Here is a 21,775-nt window from a genome sequence, read left to right on the forward strand (position 1 = left end):
GGTCTGGTTTGCGCTTTCGTGTAGGCTGAGGATGATTTGTGTAATGGGGCGTATTGGCTTCAAAGGTATGTATTTTTCGGGAGGCAGTTGTGGCTGAGGATGCGGATAAGAAATCTGTGGTGATTATTGGTGGCGGGCCTGCGGGCCTGACCGCCGCTTGGGAGCTGTTGAAGGACGGCGGCGCCAGCAAGTATGATGTGACCGTTTTGGAAGCGACGAAAGAGTTCGGCGGCATCAGCCGTACAGTGAAGCACAACGGCAACCGCATGGATATCGGCGGGCATCGTTTCTTCTCCAAGGACGACCGTGTGATGGACTGGTGGAAGAACATCATGCCGCTGCAGGGTGCGCCTTCATACGACGACAAGAAACTCGGTCGTCACCACGACCTCGAGCCCGGCGGCCCGGATCCGGAGAAGACGGATGTGGTGATGTTGAAGCGCCACCGTGTCTCTCGTATCTTCTGGAACCAACATTTCCTGGACTATCCGATTTCGCTTTCCCCGGGCTTGTTCAAGGCACTGGGCCTGAAGCTGACGTTGAAGGCCGGGTTCAGCTATCTCTGGTCGATGATTCACAAGCTGCCGGAAGACAATCTCGAGAACTTCTATATCAACCGTTTCGGCCGCCAACTCTATTCAATGTTCTTCGAGGGCTACACCACGAAGGTTTGGGGTCGTACTCCTGCTGAGATTTCGGCAGATTGGGGCGCCCAGCGCGTGCGTGGCTTGAGCGTCATTTCCGTGCTCAAGAACGCCATCCAGAAGATGATGCCGAAGAAGCGGGATTCCAAGGACGTCGAGACCTCGCTGATCGAGGAGTTCTGGTACCCGAAGCTTGGCCCGGGCCAGCTCTGGGAGATCGTCGAAGGCCAGGTTGTTGACAACGGCGGCAAGGTATTGACGGATGCGAACGTGGTTGAGCTGCGCCAGAAGGACGACGGTAGCATCGCTTCGGTCGTGTATCTCGATGCTGACGGCAAGCGCGTCGAGCTCGGCGGAGATCAGTTCATTTCTTCTATGCCGGTCAAGGACTTGGTCAACGCCATCGATAAGGCCGCGAAAGACGACGAAGCCGGAAAACCCGCTGACAGCAACGACAGCGCTAATAAGTCTGCTTCCAAGGAAGTCGCCACGACCTCCGAGGATGTGCCCGCCGATATGAAGCGTATCGCCAACGGCCTGCCCTACCGTGATTTCGTCACTGTCGGCCTCTTGGTCAAGCACCTGCGTTTGAAGAACACGACGGATATGAAGACGCTTGGCAACCCGCCGATTGTGCCGGACTGCTGGATCTACGTGCAGGACCCGGGCTACAAGGTCGGCCGCGTGCAGATTTTCAACAACTGGAGCCCGTATCTGGTCAAGGATGTCGACAATACGGTTTGGGTCGGCCTCGAGTACTTCTGCGAGGAAGGCGATGATTTCTGGAATCTTTCAGATGAAGAAGCCACTGCGTTCGCCATCAAGGAACTCACGCGCATGCGCGTGATCAACGGTCCCGAGGACGTTCTGGATTCGCACCGCGAGCATGTCAAGAAGGCGTACCCCGCCTACTTCGACACCTACGACGAGATGCCTCAGCTTATCGATTACCTTGATTCGTTCGGCAATCTCTACTGCGTCGGTCGCAACGGCCAGCACCGCTACAACAACCAGGACCATTCCATGGCCAGCGCGATGGAGGCCGTGGGCAACATCAAGTCCGGCCGTGCCGACAAGAAGAACGTCTGGTCGGTCAACACCGAAAAGTCCTACCACGAAGAAAAGTAGCCGTTAGCCAGTTTTAACTTTTATCGTATACAAGGCGAATGCTCCTGACGGGGCGTTCGTCTTTTGCGTTTTCCGACACGCTTCCGCTTCAGGCGTGGCGAAGGTCGCACATCGGTTGTACGCTAAAGGGAAGTTCGAAAACCACAAGTTGGTGTCGAATATTCACACGCGGTTTTTAAAGATGCCGCATCTTTTTCATTACGCTTCCGGGCACTGCCGTAGGAAGTCAAGGAAAGGCAACATTATAGTGGCAACTAGCCAGAATATTGAGGATATGAAGCTGCCTGAGCTGAAGACGCTCGCCAAGCAGATGGGACTTCGCGGTACGTCAACGATGCGTAAGCCGGAATTGCTCGCCACCCTTCAAGCCGCGAGAACAGGTGGTCAAGCGCCCAGCGGTGTCACGGTTCGTGCGCCAAAGGCCGCTCCTAAAGCTGCTCTGAAAAAGAGCAGCGACGATAACGATACGTCCAATGAGTCCAAAGCTGTGCAAAGGCAAAGCTCTGGAACTGAGCATGCCAGTCAATCGGCAAGCGGTGAAGGCAAAGAATCCGCTGACGCGCGCAAATTCGGCAATGGCATGTCGACCAATGCTGAGAAGCACGAAAAGGCTCCGGTCAATGCCATCCGTCATTCCTCTGCCAGTATGAACGCCAAGCGTTCGCAAAAGCAGGAAAACCAGGAAGAACGTGAGTCGCAAGAGCCCAGGCTTTTTGATGACGACGAGCCGCTGCACCGCCGGAACAGGTCGTTTGTGGCCCACCGCCGTGGTGAGCGTGAAATGGAAGAGGGCGGCGAGGAACACATCCGTCGTCGCAACTATCGTGCGGAGCAGCAGTCCCGTCACGATACCGCTTCCAACGAAGTTCGTGATTTGGACGACATTCTCGCCACATTGCCTGTCGTCGGCAATGACGAGGGCAGCTCCAAGGACGGCAAAGAGGAAGAGCCCCGTCGCGAGTTCACCCGCCACACGCGTCGTAACGATCGTTACAACCGCGAGGAACGTGGCAGTGAGCGTCATCAGCGCAGGATGCGCGGGCGCGATCGCAACAATAATTACGATTATAAGGATCGCGATAATCGCAACGAACGTTACAACAACGACGCGGTGAACGAAGACGATGTGCGCGACCGCCGTGGCAACGATTCCAAAGAAGGGCTAGTTCCTGTCGCAGGCATCGTCGACGTGCTCGATTCTTATGCCTTCATTCGCACTTCCGGCTATCTGCCGGGGCCGAATGACGTCTACGTTTCCATGGGCCAGATTCGCAAGTACGGCTTGCGCAAGGGCGACGGCGTACAGGGCTTCATCCGCGAGCCACGTGAAGGCGAACGGCGCAACCAACGTCAGAAGTTCGTGCCGCTGCAGTCCATCGAAACCATCAACGGCATGAGCATCGAGGATGCCTCCAACCGTGCGCAGTTCTCCAAGCTCACCCCGCTCTATCCGCAGGAAAGGCTCAAGCAGGAGACCACTCCGGGCAACATCATCGGTCGTCTGATCGACCTTGTAGCGCCGATTGGCAAGGGCCAGCGTGGCCTGATTGTCTCCCCGCCGAAGGCCGGCAAAACCATCACTTTGCAGAACATCGCCAATGCGATTACCACGAACAACCCCGAAGTGCACCTCATGGTGGTGCTCGTGGACGAACGCCCCGAGGAAGTCACCGATATGGAGCGCACCGTGCAGGGCGAGGTCATTTCCTCGACCTTCGACCGCCCGGCTTCCGACCACACTACCGTCGCCGAACTCGCCATCGAACGCGCCAAGCGCTTGGTGGAGCTCGGTCAGGACGTGGTGGTGCTGCTCGATTCCATGACCCGTTTGGCCCGTGCCTACAACATTGCCGCTCCGGCTTCCGGCCGTGTGCTTTCCGGCGGCGTTGACGCGCAGGCGCTCTACCCGCCCAAGAAGTTCTTCGGCGCGGCCCGCAACATCGAAAACGGCGGATCGCTCACGATTATTTCTTCGGCGCTGGTGGAAACCGGTTCCAAGATGGATGAGGTCATCTTCGAGGAGTTCAAGGGCACCGGCAATATGGAGCTGCGTCTTTCGCGCGACCTGGCCAACAAGCGCCTCTTCCCGGCCATCGACATCAACGCCTCCGGCACCCGCCGCGAGGAGCTCATCACGCCGAAGGACGAGTTGGCAGTCATCTACAGTCTGCGTCGCCTGCTTGGTGGCATGGAGCCGGAAAAGGCCTACCAGACCATCGTTCCGCGTTTGAAGAAGACGGCGACGAACCGTGACTTCCTGCAGGCCATCATCAAACAGAACGCCAATATGAACAACTGATTTTCTGTTTGCGGATTTGCTTAAGAGCCCTACTCAAGTGGTGGGGCTCTTGTCGTATGGTGAGTACATGACTGATTTTTCCGAGACCAATGACGCCGCTAAAACCAAGGACGCTTCTACGACCAACGATGCAACCGAAACCAATGGAGCTATACAAACCGAAAGTGTTTTGCAAGCCAACCATGTTTCGCACAGCGCTTCGCAAAGCCATGGCTGGCAAGACACTACTATCGACGACGCGCAGGAGCAGTCCAATCCGCAGACCGCAGCGGCCGTCGAGCGCATCAAGCAGTTGCGTCAATCCATCGATAACGTCGATACGGCTATCGTCTCACTACTTGCGGAACGCTTCAAATACACCGCTGAAGTCGGCGTCTTGAAGGCGCAGGCCGGCTTCGCCCCTGAGGATCGCGCACGTGAAAACCGGCAGGCCGAGCGGCTCAAAGAGGTCGCCATCAGCGCCGGTCTTGATCCGAGCATCGAAGAAAACTACCGCGAATTCGTGGTCACCGAAGCCAAAAAGCGCCACCAGCGCATCGCCGAAGCCGGCGGCGATCCTGGCGTTCTCGATATTTATGCATGAAAGATATTTGCGCGAAGAACCAAACCTGCTGCGAATGATAGTATTGCTTTATAATGAATTTTAACATATCGTAGTAAGGAGGCTGGTATGGGAAAGAAGCACAACAAGAGTCTTACAGTAAGAAAAAAATTTAGGGTGGTCGATAATCTCGATACCCCGGAAAAGCGGCTTGAAGACCGGCTGTTTTTGCTGCAGTTGGCGATGGACGAATACGATGAGTTTCTGGGGGGAACGCTGGATCGCTCCGTTTCGTGGTATTTGATGTGTTCGTGGCATGGACTTTCGAGTATGCAAAGTGCGATTCTGATTGCGCGGCTCGCCACGTTGCTCGATGCCTCCCAGACCGGCCACAAGTGGGCACCGTACGTGCACGCCCATCAGGGCAAGCATGGCCTGAAAATTTACGGCAAGAAGCAGAAGTCGAAGCGTGAGAAGGGGCCGGCGTTCGACATCAAGCATATCCGCATGGTCATGCGTTCGGTGATGACCAAGGAGAAGCTGGCCAGCTTTACCGACGAACAGGTGTTGCGTTTCGCCCGTACGTTGCAGGACATCGCGGCGCGTGAAGAGGAACGTGAGGCGAAAGCCGACCGCAAGGATGGGCCGGACTCGCCTGGTGCCGTGGCGTTTGAGGATGCCAAGGAATACGCCGATCCCGACGCACTGGATGACGTCAACGATGTTGATGACGGTGGCGATATTGACGATAATATCGGCGGCGATAATGACTATGATATTGATGACCACACCGAAGTCGGTATTGATATTGATGCGGTTGCCGACGAAGAAGCGGATTCCGAAGCACCTGACGATGACGAGGATGTCGGGGTTTTGGGAGAAACCGGACCGCTGAACGAATCCGCTACGGCAGAGGGATTGTCGGGAAGTGATGCTGTTGCGGAAACCGAATCCGACATCGAAACCGATGGCGCAACGAATGCAGTAGACGCGACAGACGACATAGACACCATGGAGGTAATGGGTGCAACGGACGTAACCGGTTCAACTCATTCAGCAGACTCCAGCGAAGATTGGAATGGCAACAACAGGAATGCCGCCTCTCGCGATAGCGATGATCCGTTTGCCGATGTTCCTCCCGAGCTGAAAAGGCTGAATCTGGGCAAAAACAGATGACGGTTAACAGTGAATGATTGAGATGACAATGGCCTTCGACCGGTAGCGTTTCCGGTCGAAGGCCATTGTTGTTGGTGGACGTTGGTAGCTGGGAAGTTCACAGCTCGTCAGGGTTCTACCGATGCATCTCGGTTTATCGGCTGTGTGCGCGTTATCTGCCCACCTCGCTATATCTTCTATCCAGGCTCTTTATATCTGACGTTACCTGCGTAGCCAACGTTAGGACTTACCTGCGTTCGGGCGCGTGACGTCCCAACGTGGCTTGCGCGGCGGCGAGACGGGCTACGGGCACGCGGTAAGTGGAGCACGAAACGTAATCCAGCCCCACATCTTCGCAGAACTCGATCGATTCCGGGTCGCCACCGTGCTCGCCGCAGATGCCGACGCGCAGGTTCGGGTGGACACGCCGACCGGAGTCGACGGCCATCTTGATAAGCCTGCCCACGCCCTTGCGGTCCAAGTGCGAGAACGGGTCTTCCTTCAAGAGGCCCTTGTCGTAGTAATCCTGCAGGAACGAACCGGCGTCGTCACGGCTTAGGCCGAAGGTCATCTGCGTCAGATCGTTGGTGCCAAAGGAGAAGAACTCAGCTCTGGCGGCGATGTCTCCGGCAGTCAGCGCGGCGCGCGGCGTCTCGATCATCGTGCCCACTGAGCAGTAGAGCGAGATGCCGGAACTGGATATGACCTCTTTGGCGGTGGTTTCGACGATTGACTTTACATACTCGAATTCGGCAGTTTCGCTCACCAACGGAATCATGATCTCCGGGGCCACCGTCCAATCCGGGTGCTCGCGTTTGACTTCTACCGCGGCCTCGAGCACGGCTCTTGTCTGCATGCGGGCGATCGAGGGATAGGTGACAGCGAGCCGGCATCCGCGGTGGCCGAGCATCGGGTTGACTTCGGTGAGCTCGGCGGTGGCGCGGTTGATGTCCTCGACGCTTTGGCCGGTTGTTTCGGCCAGCGAGGCCACGGCCTCCGGGGTCTTGGGCAGAAACTCGTGCAGTGGCGGATCGATAAGGCGTACCGTCATCGGCTCGCCTTCCATCGCCTCATACATCGACTTGAAGTCCTCGCGTTGCATCGGCAGCAGCACGTCGAGCGCGGCTTGGCGTTCGTCCTCGTCGCGGGCCACGATCATCCGTCTGATGGCGTCGATGCGTTCCGGGCGGAAGAACATGTGCTCGGTGCGGCATAGGCCGATGCCTTCGGCGCCCAGCTCACGCGAACGGCATGCGTCCTCGGGGGTATCAGCATTGGCGCGTACTTCCATCCTGCGGAAGCGGTCGGCCCACGACATCACGCGGCCGAACGCGCCGGTCATGGACGCTGGTTCGGTTTCAAGCTTGCCCTCATAGACGGAACCGGAGCCGCCATCGAGCGAGATCCAGTCGCCTTCGTTGAGCTGATGGTCGCCGATGGTGCAGCTTCCGTCGTCGCCGAATTGCAGCGCCGAAACCCCGGAAACGCAGCATTTGCCGATACCGCGGGCCACCACGGCCGCATGACTGGTCATGCCGCCGCGCGCGGTCATGATGCCTTCAGCATGGTGCATGCCCACGATGTCTTCAGGAGTGGTGTCGCGTCGAATGAGAATGACCCGTTCACCACGAGTTGACCAAGCCTCGGCATCGTCGGAGGAGAAGACGGCTCGGCCCGCCGCCGCCCCCGGCGATGCCGCCAGGCCGGTGCCCAGCATGGTGCCGGTTTTCAGCGCCTCGTCGGTGAAACGGGGGTGGAGCATGGCGGTGATATAGGTCGGATCGATCGAGCAGACGGCGTCCTCCTGGGTCAGCACGCCTTCGTCCACCAGGTCGCTGGCGATTTGGAAAGCGGCCTGCGGGGTGCGCTTGCCGTTGCGCGTCTGAAGCATAAAGAGATGACCGTCCTCGATGGTGAACTCCATATCCTGCATGTCGCGGTAGTGCAGCTCGAGTTTGTGCACGATCTGGTCGAAGGTCTCGTAGAGCGCCGGGTTGCGGGTTTTGAGCGTCTCGATGGGTTCGGGGGTGCGCACGCCGGAGACGACATCCTCGCCCTGCGCATTCATCAGATATTCGCCGAACAGCCCCTTTTCGCCGTTGACCGGGTTGCGAGAGAAGGCCACGCCGGTGCCGGAATCTTCGGAAAGGTTGCCGAAGACCATGCGCTGCACTGTGACTGCAGTGCCCCAATCGTCGGGGATATTATTCATCTGCCTGAAATAGACGGCACGCGGGTTGTTCCAGGAACGGAAGACGGCCTTGATGGCCTCGAAGAGCTGCGTGGTCGGTTCGGTGGGGAAGTTCTCGCCCTTGGCTTGCCGGTAGTCCTCGAGGAATCGGTCGGCCAGCCACTGCATGTCATCCGCGTCCAGGTCGACGTCCGATTCCACGCCGCGTTCGGCCTTGCGCTCATCGATACGATGCTCGAAAATGTTTTCATTGATGCCCATGACCACGTTGCCATACATCTGAATAAAGCGACGGTACGAATCCCAAGCCCAGCGCTCGTTGCCGGACTTTTCGCCCAGCGCCTCGACCACTTCGCGGTTCAATCCCAGGTTGAGGATGGTGTCCATCATTCCGGGCATCGAGACCTGTGCGCCGGAGCGCACGGAAACCAGCAGCGGGTTTTCGGGGTCGCCCAAGGTCTTGCCGGTGCGCTGCTCAAGTTGCGCCAAGGCGTCGAGTACCGGTTGGCGGATTTGTGCATCGATGCCGTCCGGATTTTTCATATAGCTTCGGCAGGCTTCGGTGGTGATGGTAAAGCCTTCCGGCACCGGCATTCCCAGCTTGGTCATTTCGGCCACGCCGGCTCCCTTGCCGCCCAGAAGGTCCCGCATCGAGGCGTCGCCTTCCGAGAATTGGTATACGTATTGTGTGCTACTGTGCATCTATCTTTCCCTCATTGGATATGGTAAATTTCGGACGGCTGCCACATGGTGAATACGAAACCTGAGATGTGACGAAACTTTGCAGCGTTTAATTCAAAATAGTCGGAAAATGAGCGTTGTCAAATCGATTGACGTTTTTTAGGTGATTTGTCCGGTTTATGAGACTTCTAGAGGTGTATCGCGAAGCGGAATAATATGCAAACGATTGATACAAAATGGAGATATGAGGATTTCGCTCATTTTGGTCGCTAAAAGTACTGAAATTCGTGTTTTACGGACACGCTGAACAGATGTGCGAAACGGGTACGCAGAAAGTGGGTATATGGAACAGATATACAGCGTGGATACACGAAACGGATATACGGAACAGGGATATGGAACAAATATGCAGAGCAGATGTGCAAGCAAGATACAAATATCGGGATACAGAAAAGGCCCGACACGCTGTATGAAGCGTATCAGGCCTTTTGTGTCGAAAATCGGAAGGTTACTTCTTCTTGGGCTTCTTGGCCGGCGGCTCGCCGAGCTCGGCGTCGCTGACCTTCACCACAATCTCGTTGTCGGGAACGTCGGCCGAATCGTCGACCGCGACCGTCAACGGACCGGTGACCTTGCCGGCTTCGGCGATGTCGATGAGACTTTCGTCGATGGCCTTCTTGCCGGCTGAAGGCACGTTGAGCGTTGCCTTCAGAATCGGGGTCTTCATGGAGACCTTGGCCTGCGACTTCAAGCCACGCAGCTCGGCCAGCGCCTTGCCAGCCCAGATGAGCATGTCGGCGTCGGCGTCGCCAGCGGCGGCCTCATAAGGCTCGGCCTTCGGCCAGGTGGCGGTGTGCACGGAACCTTCGCCTACGTGCATCCAGTGCCAGACCTCTTCGGTGGCGAACGGCATGTAGGGGGCGAAGAGGCGCGCGAACGCCTCAAGGCCCAGGCCCAGCGTGGTGCGTGCGGACTTCACGGCGGCGACCGATGGCGTTTGTCCTGTCGCATCGGCGGTGCCGTAAGCACGGTTCTTCACCAGTTCGATATAGTCGTCGCAAAACTGCCAGAAGAACGCCTCGATGATTTCGAGCGCCTTGGAGTGCTCATAGGAATCCATCGACTTGGTAGCTTCGCGGATTACGGAAGCCATGCGTGCCATCACCGCGCGGTCAAGCGGTTCGGTGACGTCGGCTGGGTTCCAGGAAGCGGTAGCGGCGGCACCGACGTGATGGTTGTCGTCCTCGCGGCCGATGGCCAGCGCGAACTTGGTGGCATTCAATAGCTTGATCGCCAGACGGCGGCCGATCTTCATCTGGCCTTCGTCATAGGTCGCATCGAGGCCGAGCTTGGCGGAAGCGGCCCAATAGCGCACCGCGTCGGCACCGTACTTGTCGACCGGCTCCTTCGGAACGACGACGTTGCCCTTGGACTTCGACATCTTCTTGTGATCCGGGTCGAGAATCCAGCCAGAAAGCGCGGTGTGCGCCCACGGCAGGCAATGGTTCTCGAGGTGTGCGCGGTCCATGGTGCTGAAGAGCCAGGTGCGGATGATGTCCTGACCCTGCGGGCGCAGATCCATTGGGAAGGTGGCCGCAAAGAGGTCCTTGCTCTCCTGATCAGGTTCGGCCCAGTGGGTCACGATCTGCGGGGTCAGCGATGAGGTGGCCCAGGTGTCCATGATGTCCTTTTCGGCCGTGAAGCCGCCGGGCACGTCGCGCTGGTCCTCGCTATAGCCCTCAGGCACATCGTTGGTCGGATCAATCGGCAGCTGATCCTCGCTCGGAGTGATCGGATGGTCGTAATCCGGCTCGCCGTCGGCTTTGACCGGGTACCACAGCGGGAACGGGACGCCGAAGAAGCGCTGGCGGGAGATGAGCCAGTCGCCGTTCAAGCCGTTGACCCAGTTCTCATAACGCACGCGCATGAAGTCAGGGTGGAACTGAAGTTCCTTGCCTCGCTCAAGCAGCTCGGCGCGCAGTTTCATGTCGGTGCCGCCGTTCTTCAAATACCACTGGCGGGAGGTGACGATTTCGAGCGGCTTGTCGCCCTTCTCGTAGAAGTTTGTCATACGTTTGGTCGGCTTCGGCTCGCCGTCGAGATCGCCGGATTCGCGCAGATGCTCGACGATGATCTTGCGGGCCGTGAAAGTGGTCTTGCCTTCGGTTTCCTCGAAGACCTTCTTGCCGCCTTCGTCTTCGATCCAATCGGGCACGCTCATGATGATGCGGCCGTTGCGCTGGATGATCGGTCGGGTCGGCAGGTTCAGGTCACGCCACCACTCGATATCGGTCTGATCGCCGAAGGTGCAGCACATCGCGATGCCGGCGCCCTTGTCCATCTCGGCGGCGGGGTGCGCGAGAATCGGCACCTTCACCTTGAACAGCGGGGAGTAGACATACTGGCCGAAGTACTTCTGGTAGCGTTCGTCGTCGGGGTTGGCGATTAACGCGCCGCACGCGGCAAGCAACTCCGGACGGGTAGTCTCGATGTAAATCGGTGTCCCGTCCTCGAAGCGGAAGGCGACGCGGTGGTAGAAGCCGTCGTATTCACGGCTTTCCAGCTCGGCCTGCGCTACCGCGGTCTGGAAGGTGACATCCCAGAGGCCGGGGGCGTCTTTCTGGTATGCTTCGCCGCGGGCGAGATTGCGCAGGAACGCCTTCTGTGCCACGCGCTGCGGGTGCTCGCCGATGGTGTGGTAGGTCTGGCGCCAGTCGATGGACATGCCGAGCGAGCGCCACAGTGCCTCGAACTGCTTCTCGTCCTGGGCGGTGAGCTTCTCGCACAGCTCCACGAAGTTCTTGCGGCTGATCGGAACCTGGTCGCGGGCCTCGAGCTTCTTGCCCTGCGTGCCCTCGAACGGCGGCTTGAAATCAGGATCGTACTTGAGCGACGTGTCGACGCGCACACCATAATAGTTCTGCACGCGGCGCTCAGTGGGCAGGCCATTGTCGTCCCAGCCCATCGGGTAGAAGACGTGCTTGCCCTTCATACGCTCGTAGCGGGCGATGACGTCGGTGTGGGTATACGAGAAAACGTGGCCCACGTGAAGGCTGCCCGAAACGGTGGGTGGTGGGGTGTCGATGGAGTAAACGGCCTTGCGGTCGGGCTCGCCGTTGCCGTCACGCGGAATGTCGAAATTATAGGTGCCGTCGTTGTCCCATTCGGCGCGCCATTTGTCTTCCAAGCCGTCGACGCCGACCCTGTCGGGAAGGGGCGAAAGGCTTGCATTGATAATGCTATTGTCCTGATCAGTCATAACGTCCAATTTTAGAAAGGAATGGTGACATAGGGGCGGCGCGGGTTGGCATGTGAACGTCGGCTGTTCAAGCCGGTGGTTCGCGCGTGGCCTCGGCCGGCTACTTCGTCCTCACATCGCGCAACGGCAGCAGTTCATCGGTCATGTTGCGCGGGTAGCCGGTGACGTTGTTGTCAGCCGCCACCATGCTGCTTTCGGTGTAAAGCCAAGCGCTCGCGGCGTCGGAGCTGGCCGTCTTGGCGTAGGAGCGAAGATTCTGCTGGTAATCGATATCGTTGGGCGAAGTGAGGGCGTTGCGGTAGTCCTGCTGTGCTTCGCTGTTTTGGTAGCCGAAGGTGCCGTTTGCGAACGCTCCCACATCGTTGGAGCCCTGCATGGTGGTGATGGCCATTTTGTAATCACCGTTGGCGATGCGCCGGGAAAGCGTGTCGTCGTCGACCACCTGCATCACCACATTGAGCCGTGTGCCTTGGAATTGGTTGACGATTTGCTTGCCCAGCGAAGTGTATTCGGTGGGCACCAAGAAGGTGACATCGCCGATATAATCCGGGCCGAAGTAGTTGAAATCGTTCCTGCCCTCGTCGGCGTTGTGCGGGAAATTCGCGGAAAGGTCATCGTAACCGGGCTCGAGCGGGCTGATTGGTCCGTTCAGCGTAGCGGCCGCGTTGGGTTGGTTTTTGACTATCGCCTGGTTGTCAAGCGTATAGCGCACGGCCATGCGGGCGCGGACGTCGGAAAAGATCGAATCGGGATTGTTGTTGAGCGCGAGCACTACTTTCGAGGTCGTCAGCCCTTTGGAAACATCATATTTTTTGTTGTTTTGGAAGGGTTTCGGAGAGTCCGAAGGGCTTAGCATGGCAAGCTGGATTTCGCCGCTTTTCATGGCTTTGTTGAGTGCATCCGCGGAATCGAAATAGCGAAGGGTCATCTGCGAACTGGCTGCCTGCTGCTTCCAATACAGCGGGTTGCGCGTAAAAACGATGGAATTGCCGGGGTCGAAACTGTGAATCGTAAAGGGTCCGCTGCCGCCGGCTTGCTTGGCGTAGTTGACGTTCGATGCCGAGTCATAGACGATGCCGGCCCGTGAGGAAAGTGCACGCAGCAAGCGCGGGTTGGGCGAGGCAAGGCTTATCTGCACCGTTGAGGTGTCAGGGTTTTTGACGGATTTGAGACCGGTAAGGTCTTCGGCACCGACGTAGTTTTTGTTGATGATTTGTTGCAAGGAATAGACGACGTCGGTGGAGTCCAGCGCGTCGCCATTGGCGAAACGCATATCGGGATTAAGCGTGAATGTATAGCTGAGGCCGTCTTTGGAAACGTCCCAGCTTTTGGCGATGGATGGGACGAGCTTGTTGTTCTGGTCGCGACCGACGAGCGTTTCGTAGACATTGCCGATCAGCGCTTGGTCGAGTTCCTTGCCTTGAACCGTACGAATATCAAGGGATTGCGGGGCGGTGGCGTCCAGGCCGACGGTGACTTCCGAACCGGAATGAAGCAAGGTGGCATCGCCGGCGTGGTTGCCGAAATGAGACCAGCCGGCGCCTACGAGAGCGAAGAGCACGACAGCAGCGCCGAGGAAGACGAGACCCCTCATTGGCCCGCCCGTTTGCTGCTTATGCCGTGACATGTCTCAAAAGTCTACTATCTGGTGCTGAATGATTCCTGAAAACGCGGAAAGCCTTGGAATATAAGGAATTTAGACAAAAGAGGAATCAGAGCGGATGGAATGCGGAAGGGCATGTGTCGTTCAGCAGGCAGGATTCGCAGTCGGGGTTGCGTGCGGTGCAAACGCTGCGTCCGAAAAGAATGAGGCGATGGGAAAGATTCGACCATTCCTCCGGCTCGAAATATTGCGTGATTTCCTTTTCGACCTTGACCGGGTCGGGATGCTTGTTGCGCCAGTCAGTGCGCCAGCGCAAGCGGCCGGTGACGCGGATGACGTGGGTGTCCACAGGGAAGCCGGGCACGCCGAACGCATCGCCCAAGACGACGTTCGCGGTTTTGCGGCCCACACCCGAAAGTGTGGTCAGCTCTTCCATTGTCTGCGGCACCACGCCGTCGAAGTCGCGGACGATTTGCGCGGCGAGTTCGATGATATGCGCGGATTTTGTATGGTAGAAGCCGAGCGGATGGATGATGTCCTCGATGCGCTCCGGGTCGGCCACTGCCAGCGTTTCGGGCGTGCCGTAGTCACGGAACAGCTCGGGTGTGACGCTGTTGACTCGAACGTCCGTGGTCTGCGCGCTCAGCACAGTGGCGACGAGCAGGTGGAACGGCGTCTCGTAATCGAGCGTGCACATCGCCTCGGGAAACATCTGACACAGCACGTCGTATTCGGCGTGAATGCGCTGGCTGCGTTGCGCTTTAGTTTCCCTGGGCATCGGCTTCCGCTCCTTATTACAGATGTTAGATATTTCGATATGTTTCCTTGTTATCGGATTATATCGAATGCGAGGTGAATCTTCTGCTCAACTATAGGCATGGGTTTCGCTGTTGTCACCCGGTTTGCTTTTGGCGGATGTCGTCTCTTCTGTGATGACTTAGAGATTGCCGGTATCGCCGGTATCGGTATCGCTGTTGTCGTCAGCTGCGTTGTGGTCACTATCATTGCCGTTGCCGTCGTCGTCCGGTGGATCGAAGCGATAGCCGACGTTGCGCACGGTGCCGATCATATGCTCGTATTCGCCGCCGAGCTTCGCACGCAGACGACGGACATGGACGTCCACGGTTCGCGTGCCGCCGTAATAGTCGTAACCCCACACTTCCTGCAGGAGCTGGGCGCGTGTGAAAACGCGGTGCGGATGTTGGACGAGGTACTTGAGCAGCTCGAATTCCTTGTAGGCCAGGTTGACCGGTTCGCCGTTGAGCGTTGCCGTATAGCCCTTGGTGTCCACCACCAGATCGCCGGAACGAATCTGCCCGTCCTCGCGGTAATTGTCCTGTTCCACGGACGTACGGGGCATGGTCGGAGCAGCTTTGCCGCGTTCGCAGACCAGCCGCAGCCGGCCTTCCACCTCGGCGGGGGAGGCGTTGCTTACGATGACGTCGGCCACACCCCACTGGATGTTGATGGCGGTGAAGCCGCCTTCCGTAATAATAGGAATAATTGGAATCGAAAGTCCGGAAGCGTGAATCAGATTGCACAGCGTCTTGGCGTTGGCGAGGTCGTCACGTGCATCAAGGAAAAGAATAGTGTTTTCAGGAAGTTTCACGAGGCTCGCAGCGTCCATCGGCAGCACGCGCACGCGGTAGGAAAGCAGAGCCAAACTTGGCAGCACGCTGGCAGGGTTGGGGGCCATTGTCATCAATGTCAAATCGGTCATTGAGCCCTCCCTCCCAATCGCTACCCCAGGTTTCGCAAGTCGTGCCACTTCCGGCTAAACCTACGCATAGCTCGCCGCCGTATACACGACGTCGTTGGGGTTTATTCGATTGTCTCTATTGTACCTGCTGGTTGTGGACACTGGCAGCTACCATATTTCTTATAGAAAACCTTGATTGTGTCGGCAGTGTTACGCCGGAGTTTCCACGGTTTTGAAGCCGGGTAAACAGTTAGGCAGCAAGGTTTTGGATGGCGGAATTTTCGCGGCTAAAATGGTGCGAAATGTGAATGACGCGAGACGGAACGGGGTTACGTATGACTGCTGCGGCGAATGGCCACAATGAAAATGCTGCGGGCGTCGTGGATTCGCGCGGAGAAACAGGAACGACGAGAACAGGAACGGTAAAGGCTATGGAATCGACGAATGACTCTGACGGGCGGATCGAAGGTGCTTCGGCATCGGCCGGGAAACGTTCCTATGCAGCTGTTGTCGACGCCAATCGCGAGTCTGCTGCCCCTGCTCCAGCACTGCCTGCCACGCCTGCCGCACCGGTGGACGGGGACGGTTGTGCAAAGCAGATGGTGATGCTGCAGGTTGCCATCTACGTTCTCATCGCTGTTGTGGTGACTGTGTCTTGCCTCTTCGATCGGCGACTTGGGTTTGGCTTTTCGGGCGCAATTCCGCTGGTTTTGATGCTTGTGGTCATGAGAATGTGGCCCTTGTATAGCAGCTTTGTCGACGCGATTGTCGGGGTTGTCGGTGGGATTGTCATGATTTTCGGCACGGGATCGCTGCTGATGAGTGCCCTGCCGCGTAATGATCAGGCGGCTGGACAGCGCACGGCGCCCCAATTTGCAGGATTCGGCACCGTGCCTGCGTCTGTTCTGATGCATGTGTATACGGTATGGGCCGTCGCTCTGCTGGTCGTGCTGACCGCGTTCGTCATTTTGGGATTTTTGCATCAGATGTTGCGGCGTGAGCGCACCAATATGGTACTTTCCTTATCGCACAGCCTGTTGCTTGACGTCGCGCTGGCGGGAGTTTCGGGTTGGGTATTCTCGCCGTTGTTGTTCCGCTATTTCGGTGCTAGGAGCTTGGGCGCGAAGAAGCCTTGGATCGTAGCGATTGTTGTGGTTGCAGCTGTAGCTGTGCTGGCCGGGTTGTCTTGGGCGTCGACCCGTTGGTTCAAGGATTACGCCGCTGCCGGCATGCCCCTTTCGTCCTTATATCACGGTAACCGCGACCGTAAACGTCAGTCTTGCGCCGCAATCGCTCTTATCCCGCTGATGTTCGCAGGTTTCGTTGTGTTTCTGGCATTGGTTGCGTTGCTTGTTTCCGTCGGGTGATTTGGCGATTACCAGGCGATGATGCCGAGGTGCTCCAGCAGGGTTTTCAAGCCGATGAGGATGAGGACGATGCCGCCGATGACTTGGGCGGTTTGCTGCCAACGTACGCCGATGGTGTGGCCCAAGTAAAGGCCGGTGATGGAGAAGGCGCCCGTGATGACGCCGATGATGGCGGCCGCTCCCCAGATGTTGAGCGGCATGAACTGGAAGCTGACGCCGACCGCGAAAGCATCGATACTGCAGGCGACAGCGAGCGGTGCCATGTGACGCCAGTCGAATTGTGCGGTCTCCTTGGCGTCTTCCTCGGGTTCGCCGAACGCCTCGCGGATCATGTTGCCGCCGATCAACGCCAGCAGGCCGAAAATGATCCAATGGTCTACGGCTTCGACGTACTTTCCGAACAGGGAGGCGAAGAAATAACCCAAAATGGGGAACAACGCTTGGAACCCGCCAAACCATAGGGCTGTTTTGATGGCGTTGACCGGTTTGACGTGTTTGGTGGCCAGTCCCTTGCCGATGGCTATGGCGAAAGCGTCCATTGAGACAGACACTGCGATAAGCAGAATTTCGACGATCATAAGCTTGCGTTTGCACTTTCGTGTTCATCCGCAGCACGATGTCGGCAATGGTAACGTCGATGCGCTGCCGTTGCATGTCGCACGCGGATGGGCCTCGACGGTTGCCCGCCTACGCCTTGTGTTTCGGCATTGAGAACTGCCGGCAACTCCTTACTGTTCCGGCTTTGAATTCCCGATGTGAATACCGTTCGCATGCCACAATTGTTGGAATTAAGTATAGTACTTGGCTGATGAGCTGATTGGCGTTTTGGCGGTCTGCGAATCCCGCAAACAAAAACCGGAACGATGCATGATGCACGTTCCGGTTTAAGTGATGATGAATGCCAAATGGCTATCTGGTTGATACTGCTATCAAGTAGCCGGCAAGCATTCGAAGTAAGTCGAGACTCACTTCTTGGACGCGGCGAGACGCTCGCGGGCGGCCACGATCTGCTTCTCGGCCTCTTCAACGCCGGTCCAATAATCGCCGGGCATGACTTCCTTGCCGGGCTCCAGAGCCTTGTACTGCTCGAAGAAGTGCTTGATTTCGGCCTTGTGATACTCGTTGACGTCGTCAACATCCTTGATGTCGTCGAAGCGTACGTCGGCAGGCACGCACAGCACCTTGTCGTCGCCGCCCTCTTCGTCTTCCATGTGATAGAGCGCCACGGCGCGGCACTTGATCTCGCAGCCCGGGAATACTGAGTTCGGAATCATGACGAGCGCGTCGAGCGGATCGCCGTCCTCGCCCAGGGTGCCCTCGATGTAGCCGTAATCATCCGGATAGCCCATTGCGGTGAAGAGGGTGCGGTCGAGCTTGATGCGGCCGGTCTCCTCGTCCATCTCATACTTGTTCTTCGATCCGCGCGGAATCTCAACGAGGACATTGAACGTTTCAGCCATGTTTGCTCCTTTTGAACGTGCCTTGCGTACGTTATGTGTACGGTTTTGTTACCGCAACCAAGTCTAGCGCAGATACTCGCCGATGCGTTTATCTGCTTCATTTCTTGGTTGGCCGCGATTGGTTGTTATTCCGATTCGGTTTCAGCAACCGTGAAGATATAGGCCGGGCGCTCGTTGGGGTCGAGGGTGACCTTGTTGTTGCTGGACCATGTGAAGGTGCCGCCGCCAAGCTCGTCGTGGACGTCGAAGGTGTGGTCGCGGGGCAGACCGAGCAACGCCGGGTCGAAGTTCACTTCCGAGGTGTGGGCGGCTTTGCAATCAAGATTGACCACGACGATGAGGGTATCGTTCGTGCCGGATTCATTGAGATTGGCTGGGATGTACCGGGCGAAGGCGACAACATTCGGGTCGCTGGTCCACAACATCACTAAATCGTGATAACTGCGGCAGGCGGGGTGAGCTCGGCGGATGCGGTTGAGATCGGTCAAAAGTGCAGCGATGCCATATTCTTCGGCATCGTTCCAATCGCGCACCTTGATTTCGTATTTCTCGTTGTCGGCCTGTTCCTCATGATCTTCTTGCTGACGGTTCTCCACCAGCTCGTAGCCGTTGTAGATGCCCCAAGAAGGCGAGCCCATGGCCGCCAGCACTGCGCGAACCTTGTGGCCAACCGGCCCGTTGTCGCGCAGATAGTCGGTCAGGATATCGGGCGTGGTGGGCCAGAACGTATTGTGCTGGTAGTAGGCCTCATCGCTGTTGGTGGTCTGCAGGTATTCGGCCACTTCGTCCTTGGTGTTGCGCCAAGGGAAGTAGCTGTGCGACTGGGTGAAGCCGGCGAGGCTCAGCGCGCGCATGATGGCTGGGCGGGTGAAGGCTTCGGCTAGGAAGAGGATTTCGGGATGTTTACGTTGCACAGCCTCAATGATGTCCTGCCAGAAACGCACCGGCTTGGTATGCGGGTTATCGATACGGAAAATCGTGACGCCGGCGGAAATCCAGAGGTCCATGATGCGCTCGGTCTCGCGTTCGATGCCGGGCATGTCGATATTGAAATCGATGGGGTAGATGTCCTGATACTTCTTCGGCGGGTTTTCGGCGAATGCGATAGAGCCGTCGGGCTTGTGGCGGAACCAGTTCGGGTGTTCTTTGACCCACGGATGGTCGGGCGAGCACTGCAACGCGAAGTCCAGTGCGATTTCCAGGCCCAGCTTGTGCGCATAGGCACAGAATGCCTTGAAATCATCCATCGTGCCAAGCAGCGGATCGACCGTATCGTGTCCGCCAAGCGACGAGCCGATGCCAAAGGGCGAGCCGGGGTCGTTTGGCCCGGCGACCAGAGCGTTATTGCGTCCCTTGCGGTTGGTGACGCCGATGGGGAAAATCGGCGGCAGATAGACCACATCGAAGCCTTCGGCCTTTGCTCGGTCGAGTCCGGACAGTGCGGTTTTGAGCGTTCCCTGGGTGATTTTGCCGGTTTGTGGATCGCGGGTGGCGCCTTCCGAACGTGGGAAGAACTGGTACCACGCGATGAAGCTCGACTCGGGACGTTCGACTTTGAAACGTTGCGGGGCGCTCGCGGTCAGTCCGTCGCGCAACGGATTTGAGCGATGAAGGGCTGCGATTGTCGGATTATCGGCGGCGGAAAGGCGTTCCTTCAAATCCAACGATTCGTCGGCTAGTCGTTGTGAGGCTTTGCGCAAGATATTTCGCTGGGCGTCATTGAGTTTGGAATCTTGGTTTTCCGCCCAACGAGTAAGTAGCTGAGAGCCTGAAATCAAAGCGTTTTCGGCATCATCATTGACGTCGACCTTGATTCGTGTATCGGCCAGCCACGAGGCATACGTGTCCTCCCAGCCTTCCAGCGTGACCGTCCATTCGCCGAGTTGTCGCTGGACTTCGACGAAGCCTTTTTCCCAAGGCTTGATATCGCTGGGCTGCCCGGCGCTAAGGTCGGCTTTCCACAGGTCAAGGCCGGGATTGATGCACTTCATGGCCACGCACTGCCTGACCTCTCCCTGCGGATCTCTCAAGATCGCGGTGGCGCCGGTATGGCTGCGGCCCTCGATGAAAATCTGGGCGGTGACGGCGAACATCTCACCGAGTTCCACGCGTGCCGGGAATATGCCGCGTTCCTCGCACGGGGTGATCGAAAGGATGACTATTCGTCCGAATTGGCCCGGAACGCTAACCGGGAGGCTGGGCGTTGCCGGCTCGCTGAATTCGTGATTGGTTGCGTTGGCTGCCATGATCTTCCCGCCTTGTCTTTTGAAGTCATTGAATCGTTTTGTATTGTTCATTGTAAAAGGCAGGTTTGATGGCCTTCGGATTTTTTGGGCAAAATGGTAGGATTTGTGTATGACTATTTTCCCGTATGGAAAATAGTTAATAACCATGTGGACGGATCGGGCAAAGATGACCTGAAAACGGCGAAATGTGGATAGCGAAAATCGAGTTATCCACAACACGCCGAGACCCCTATCATTCGACCACAGTGCCTGAAATCGACACGGAAATCTGTGAAATTGTGCGACGATGGCATTATCAGTTTGCAAACAGGAAGTGAGAAGAAGATGAACGACGAAGCGAAATCGGAACAGACCGCCGACGAACGCGGGGAGAAGGATGTTCCACCTCCCGACCAAGCGGATGTTCAGGCGGATTTGCTCAGTGTCAGTGATGACGAACCGGACGGAGACGACGCTGATTTCGGTGATGGCGAGCAGCCATTTTGGAAACGTCGAACGGTATGGATTGCCGTTATTGCCGTAGTGGTTATCGTCGTGGCAGGCGTTGCCGGTGGATTGGCCTGGAGCGTTCATGCAAGGGAACAAGCGCTTTCAGACTGCAGGCAATCCGTAGTGCAGATTCGGCGGCTTGCAAAAACACCTCTTGGCAAGGATACCAGCGAGGCGCAGGAAGTGGAGAGAACGGATGTCGCCGATGCCAAGACTTGGGAAGCGCTGCAAAAGGATCAAAAGAAGCTGACCGGATTGACGAACAAGGACGTGCCTATCTGTAACGCCACTTCTCCGGGAGGCGCCCAAAACCAACAAAATAGGGCCAGCTCATCGCTGCAGGCGCTGAAGACAGTGCACACGAACGTTGAAAAGTCGGCGAAAGCAGTGTTGGCGAGCAAAGACGCAAAAACCTTGAAAGACGCACGTGACGGGTTGAGCGCGAAAGCGGGACAGGCGAAGCAGCTGTTGGATTCATCGGCCGGCAATGTGTCTGACGACGCTACCCGTACGGCCCTTTCGCAGCAGATTGATGCTGCCAACGGGCTGGTCGGCAATGAGAAATCGAAACTTGCTGATTTGCAGCAGACCTCGCAAGCGCTCGATGACGCGGTGAACGGAGTCAATGCGAGTGTGCAGGCGAAGGCGGCGGCAGATGCACAAGCTGCAGCGCAGGCTCAGGCGGCGGCTCAAGCGGCTCAGGCTGCACAGGCGGCGCAGCAGCAGTTATCGAATGGGGGTGGTGGTTGGCAGAGCTCAAAGGTGCCCGTGCCATCCACACTGAATTCACCGGTACGGCATCCGAATGAAGGCGCATGGCAGGCATATCAGGAATATCTTTCCCAGCATCCGCCGAAGCCTATATGTACCGATCCCAATAAGTTTTGTCCTATTGGCTAATGAATAAAGTCATGTCGCCGTCCCTGTCTCTTTCTTGGCGGATCGGAACAGGGGCGACGGCTCCAATAATTGGAAGAGGGCAAACCGTCCTCTTCCTCAATGATAGCGGAGGG

Annotated in this window: 14 protein-coding genes; 6 read left to right on the top strand and 8 right to left on the bottom strand. The window is 57.4% G+C overall.

All coding sequences use genetic code 11. From position 1 onward, the window contains the following. Window positions 1–89 precede the first annotated feature (89 nt). The 4 genes from OZX72_RS01360 to OZX72_RS01375 all read left to right on the top strand — a co-directional run bounded on the left by OZX72_RS01360 (window position 90) and on the right by OZX72_RS01375 (window position 5,788). On the top strand, window positions 90–1,772 hold the full coding sequence (locus OZX72_RS01360; protein ID WP_277158672.1) for an NAD(P)/FAD-dependent oxidoreductase: 1,683 nt from the start codon (window positions 90–92) through the stop codon (window positions 1,770–1,772). A 247-nt stretch (window positions 1,773–2,019) separates the two neighbouring features. After that, entirely contained in the window at window positions 2,020–4,071 is a 2,052-nt protein-coding gene (gene rho / locus OZX72_RS01365) for a transcription termination factor Rho (protein ID WP_277158673.1), read from the top strand. A gap of 229 nt (window positions 4,072–4,300) precedes the next feature. Continuing rightward, window positions 4,301–4,654, top strand: a complete 354-nt coding sequence (locus tag OZX72_RS01370) for a chorismate mutase (RefSeq protein WP_277159324.1) — start codon at window positions 4,301–4,303, stop codon at window positions 4,652–4,654. A gap of 87 nt (window positions 4,655–4,741) precedes the next feature. Beyond that, window positions 4,742–5,788 carry a hypothetical protein gene (locus OZX72_RS01375; RefSeq protein ID WP_277158674.1) on the top strand — a complete coding sequence of 349 codons (1,047 nt, stop codon included), beginning with the start codon at window positions 4,742–4,744 and terminating at the stop codon, window positions 5,786–5,788. Between the two features lie 226 nt (window positions 5,789–6,014). Here OZX72_RS01375 and ppdK read toward each other — a convergent pair whose 3' ends face one another. The 5 genes from ppdK to OZX72_RS01400 form a co-directional block, all read right to left on the bottom strand. After that, window positions 6,015–8,660 (bottom strand): pyruvate, phosphate dikinase, encoded by a 2,646-nt coding sequence (gene ppdK, locus OZX72_RS01380; protein ID WP_277158675.1) that lies wholly within the window; start codon window positions 8,658–8,660, stop codon window positions 6,015–6,017. 487 nt (window positions 8,661–9,147) lie between these two features. Continuing rightward, window positions 9,148–11,898 carry a valine--tRNA ligase gene (gene valS, locus OZX72_RS01385; protein WP_277158676.1) on the bottom strand — a complete coding sequence of 917 codons (2,751 nt, stop codon included), beginning with the start codon at window positions 11,896–11,898 and terminating at the stop codon, window positions 9,148–9,150. Window positions 11,899–11,998: 100 nt separating this feature from the next. Next, the gene (locus OZX72_RS01390; protein WP_277158677.1) at window positions 11,999–13,525 is read right to left on the bottom strand and encodes an ABC transporter substrate-binding protein; all 1,527 of its coding nucleotides are present in this window, start codon (window positions 13,523–13,525) and stop codon (window positions 11,999–12,001) included. An 85-nt stretch (window positions 13,526–13,610) separates the two neighbouring features. Continuing rightward, window positions 13,611–14,279 (bottom strand): endonuclease III, encoded by a 669-nt coding sequence (gene nth / locus OZX72_RS01395; RefSeq protein ID WP_277158678.1) that lies wholly within the window; start codon window positions 14,277–14,279, stop codon window positions 13,611–13,613. 159 nt (window positions 14,280–14,438) lie between these two features. Next, complete coding sequence (locus OZX72_RS01400; RefSeq protein ID WP_277158679.1) at window positions 14,439–15,221, bottom strand: response regulator transcription factor; 783 nt, start codon at window positions 15,219–15,221, stop codon at window positions 14,439–14,441. Between the two features lie 314 nt (window positions 15,222–15,535). On the opposite strand from OZX72_RS01400, the gene OZX72_RS01405 reads away from it, so the two are divergent. Beyond that, a complete protein-coding gene (locus OZX72_RS01405) occupies window positions 15,536–16,567 on the top strand; it encodes a hypothetical protein (protein WP_277158680.1) in 1,032 nt (343 codons plus the stop codon). An 8-nt stretch (window positions 16,568–16,575) separates the two neighbouring features. Here OZX72_RS01405 and OZX72_RS01410 read toward each other — a convergent pair whose 3' ends face one another. The 3 genes from OZX72_RS01410 to OZX72_RS01420 all read right to left on the bottom strand — a co-directional run bounded on the left by OZX72_RS01410 (window position 16,576) and on the right by OZX72_RS01420 (window position 20,273). Continuing rightward, a complete protein-coding gene (locus OZX72_RS01410; protein ID WP_277158681.1) occupies window positions 16,576–17,145 on the bottom strand; it encodes a manganese efflux pump MntP family protein in 570 nt (189 codons plus the stop codon). Between the two features lie 387 nt (window positions 17,146–17,532). Beyond that, window positions 17,533–18,027 (bottom strand): inorganic diphosphatase, encoded by a 495-nt coding sequence (locus tag OZX72_RS01415; protein WP_277158682.1) that lies wholly within the window; start codon window positions 18,025–18,027, stop codon window positions 17,533–17,535. Window positions 18,028–18,152: 125 nt separating this feature from the next. Then, the gene (locus OZX72_RS01420) at window positions 18,153–20,273 is read right to left on the bottom strand and encodes a maltotransferase domain-containing protein (protein WP_277158683.1); all 2,121 of its coding nucleotides are present in this window, start codon (window positions 20,271–20,273) and stop codon (window positions 18,153–18,155) included. Window positions 20,274–20,597: 324 nt separating this feature from the next. Here OZX72_RS01420 and OZX72_RS01425 point away from each other — a divergent pair, with 324 nt between their 5' ends. Next, window positions 20,598–21,662 carry a hypothetical protein gene (locus OZX72_RS01425; protein ID WP_277158684.1) on the top strand — a complete coding sequence of 355 codons (1,065 nt, stop codon included), beginning with the start codon at window positions 20,598–20,600 and terminating at the stop codon, window positions 21,660–21,662. The last annotated feature ends 113 nt before the right edge of the window (window positions 21,663–21,775 follow it).

The organism is Bifidobacterium sp. ESL0769, assembly GCF_029395495.1.
Classification (GTDB): domain Bacteria; phylum Actinomycetota; class Actinomycetes; order Actinomycetales; family Bifidobacteriaceae; genus Bifidobacterium.

What these genes read in the sequence shown, in the direction of transcription:
- OZX72_RS01375 (WP_277158674.1), top strand. Translation starts at nt 4,742, where the DNA reads ATGGGAAAGAAGCACAACAAGAGTCTTACAGTAAGAAAAAAATTTAGG.
- valS (WP_277158676.1), bottom strand. Translation starts at nt 11,898, where the DNA reads ATGACTGATCAGGACAATAGCATTATCAATGCAAGCCTTTCGCCCCTT.
- OZX72_RS01420 (WP_277158683.1), bottom strand. Translation starts at nt 20,273, where the DNA reads ATGGCAGCCAACGCAACCAATCACGAATTCAGCGAGCCGGCAACGCCC.
- OZX72_RS01425 (WP_277158684.1), top strand. Translation starts at nt 20,598, where the DNA reads ATGAACGACGAAGCGAAATCGGAACAGACCGCCGACGAACGCGGGGAG.
- OZX72_RS01410 (WP_277158681.1), bottom strand. Translation starts at nt 17,145, where the DNA reads ATGATCGTCGAAATTCTGCTTATCGCAGTGTCTGTCTCAATGGACGCT.
- OZX72_RS01400 (WP_277158679.1), bottom strand. Translation starts at nt 15,221, where the DNA reads ATGACCGATTTGACATTGATGACAATGGCCCCCAACCCTGCCAGCGTG.
- ppdK (WP_277158675.1), bottom strand. Translation starts at nt 8,660, where the DNA reads ATGCACAGTAGCACACAATACGTATACCAATTCTCGGAAGGCGACGCC.
- nth (WP_277158678.1), bottom strand. Translation starts at nt 14,279, where the DNA reads ATGCCCAGGGAAACTAAAGCGCAACGCAGCCAGCGCATTCACGCCGAA.
- OZX72_RS01415 (WP_277158682.1), bottom strand. Translation starts at nt 18,027, where the DNA reads ATGGCTGAAACGTTCAATGTCCTCGTTGAGATTCCGCGCGGATCGAAG.
- OZX72_RS01405 (WP_277158680.1), top strand. Translation starts at nt 15,536, where the DNA reads ATGACTGCTGCGGCGAATGGCCACAATGAAAATGCTGCGGGCGTCGTG.
- OZX72_RS01390 (WP_277158677.1), bottom strand. Translation starts at nt 13,525, where the DNA reads ATGTCACGGCATAAGCAGCAAACGGGCGGGCCAATGAGGGGTCTCGTC.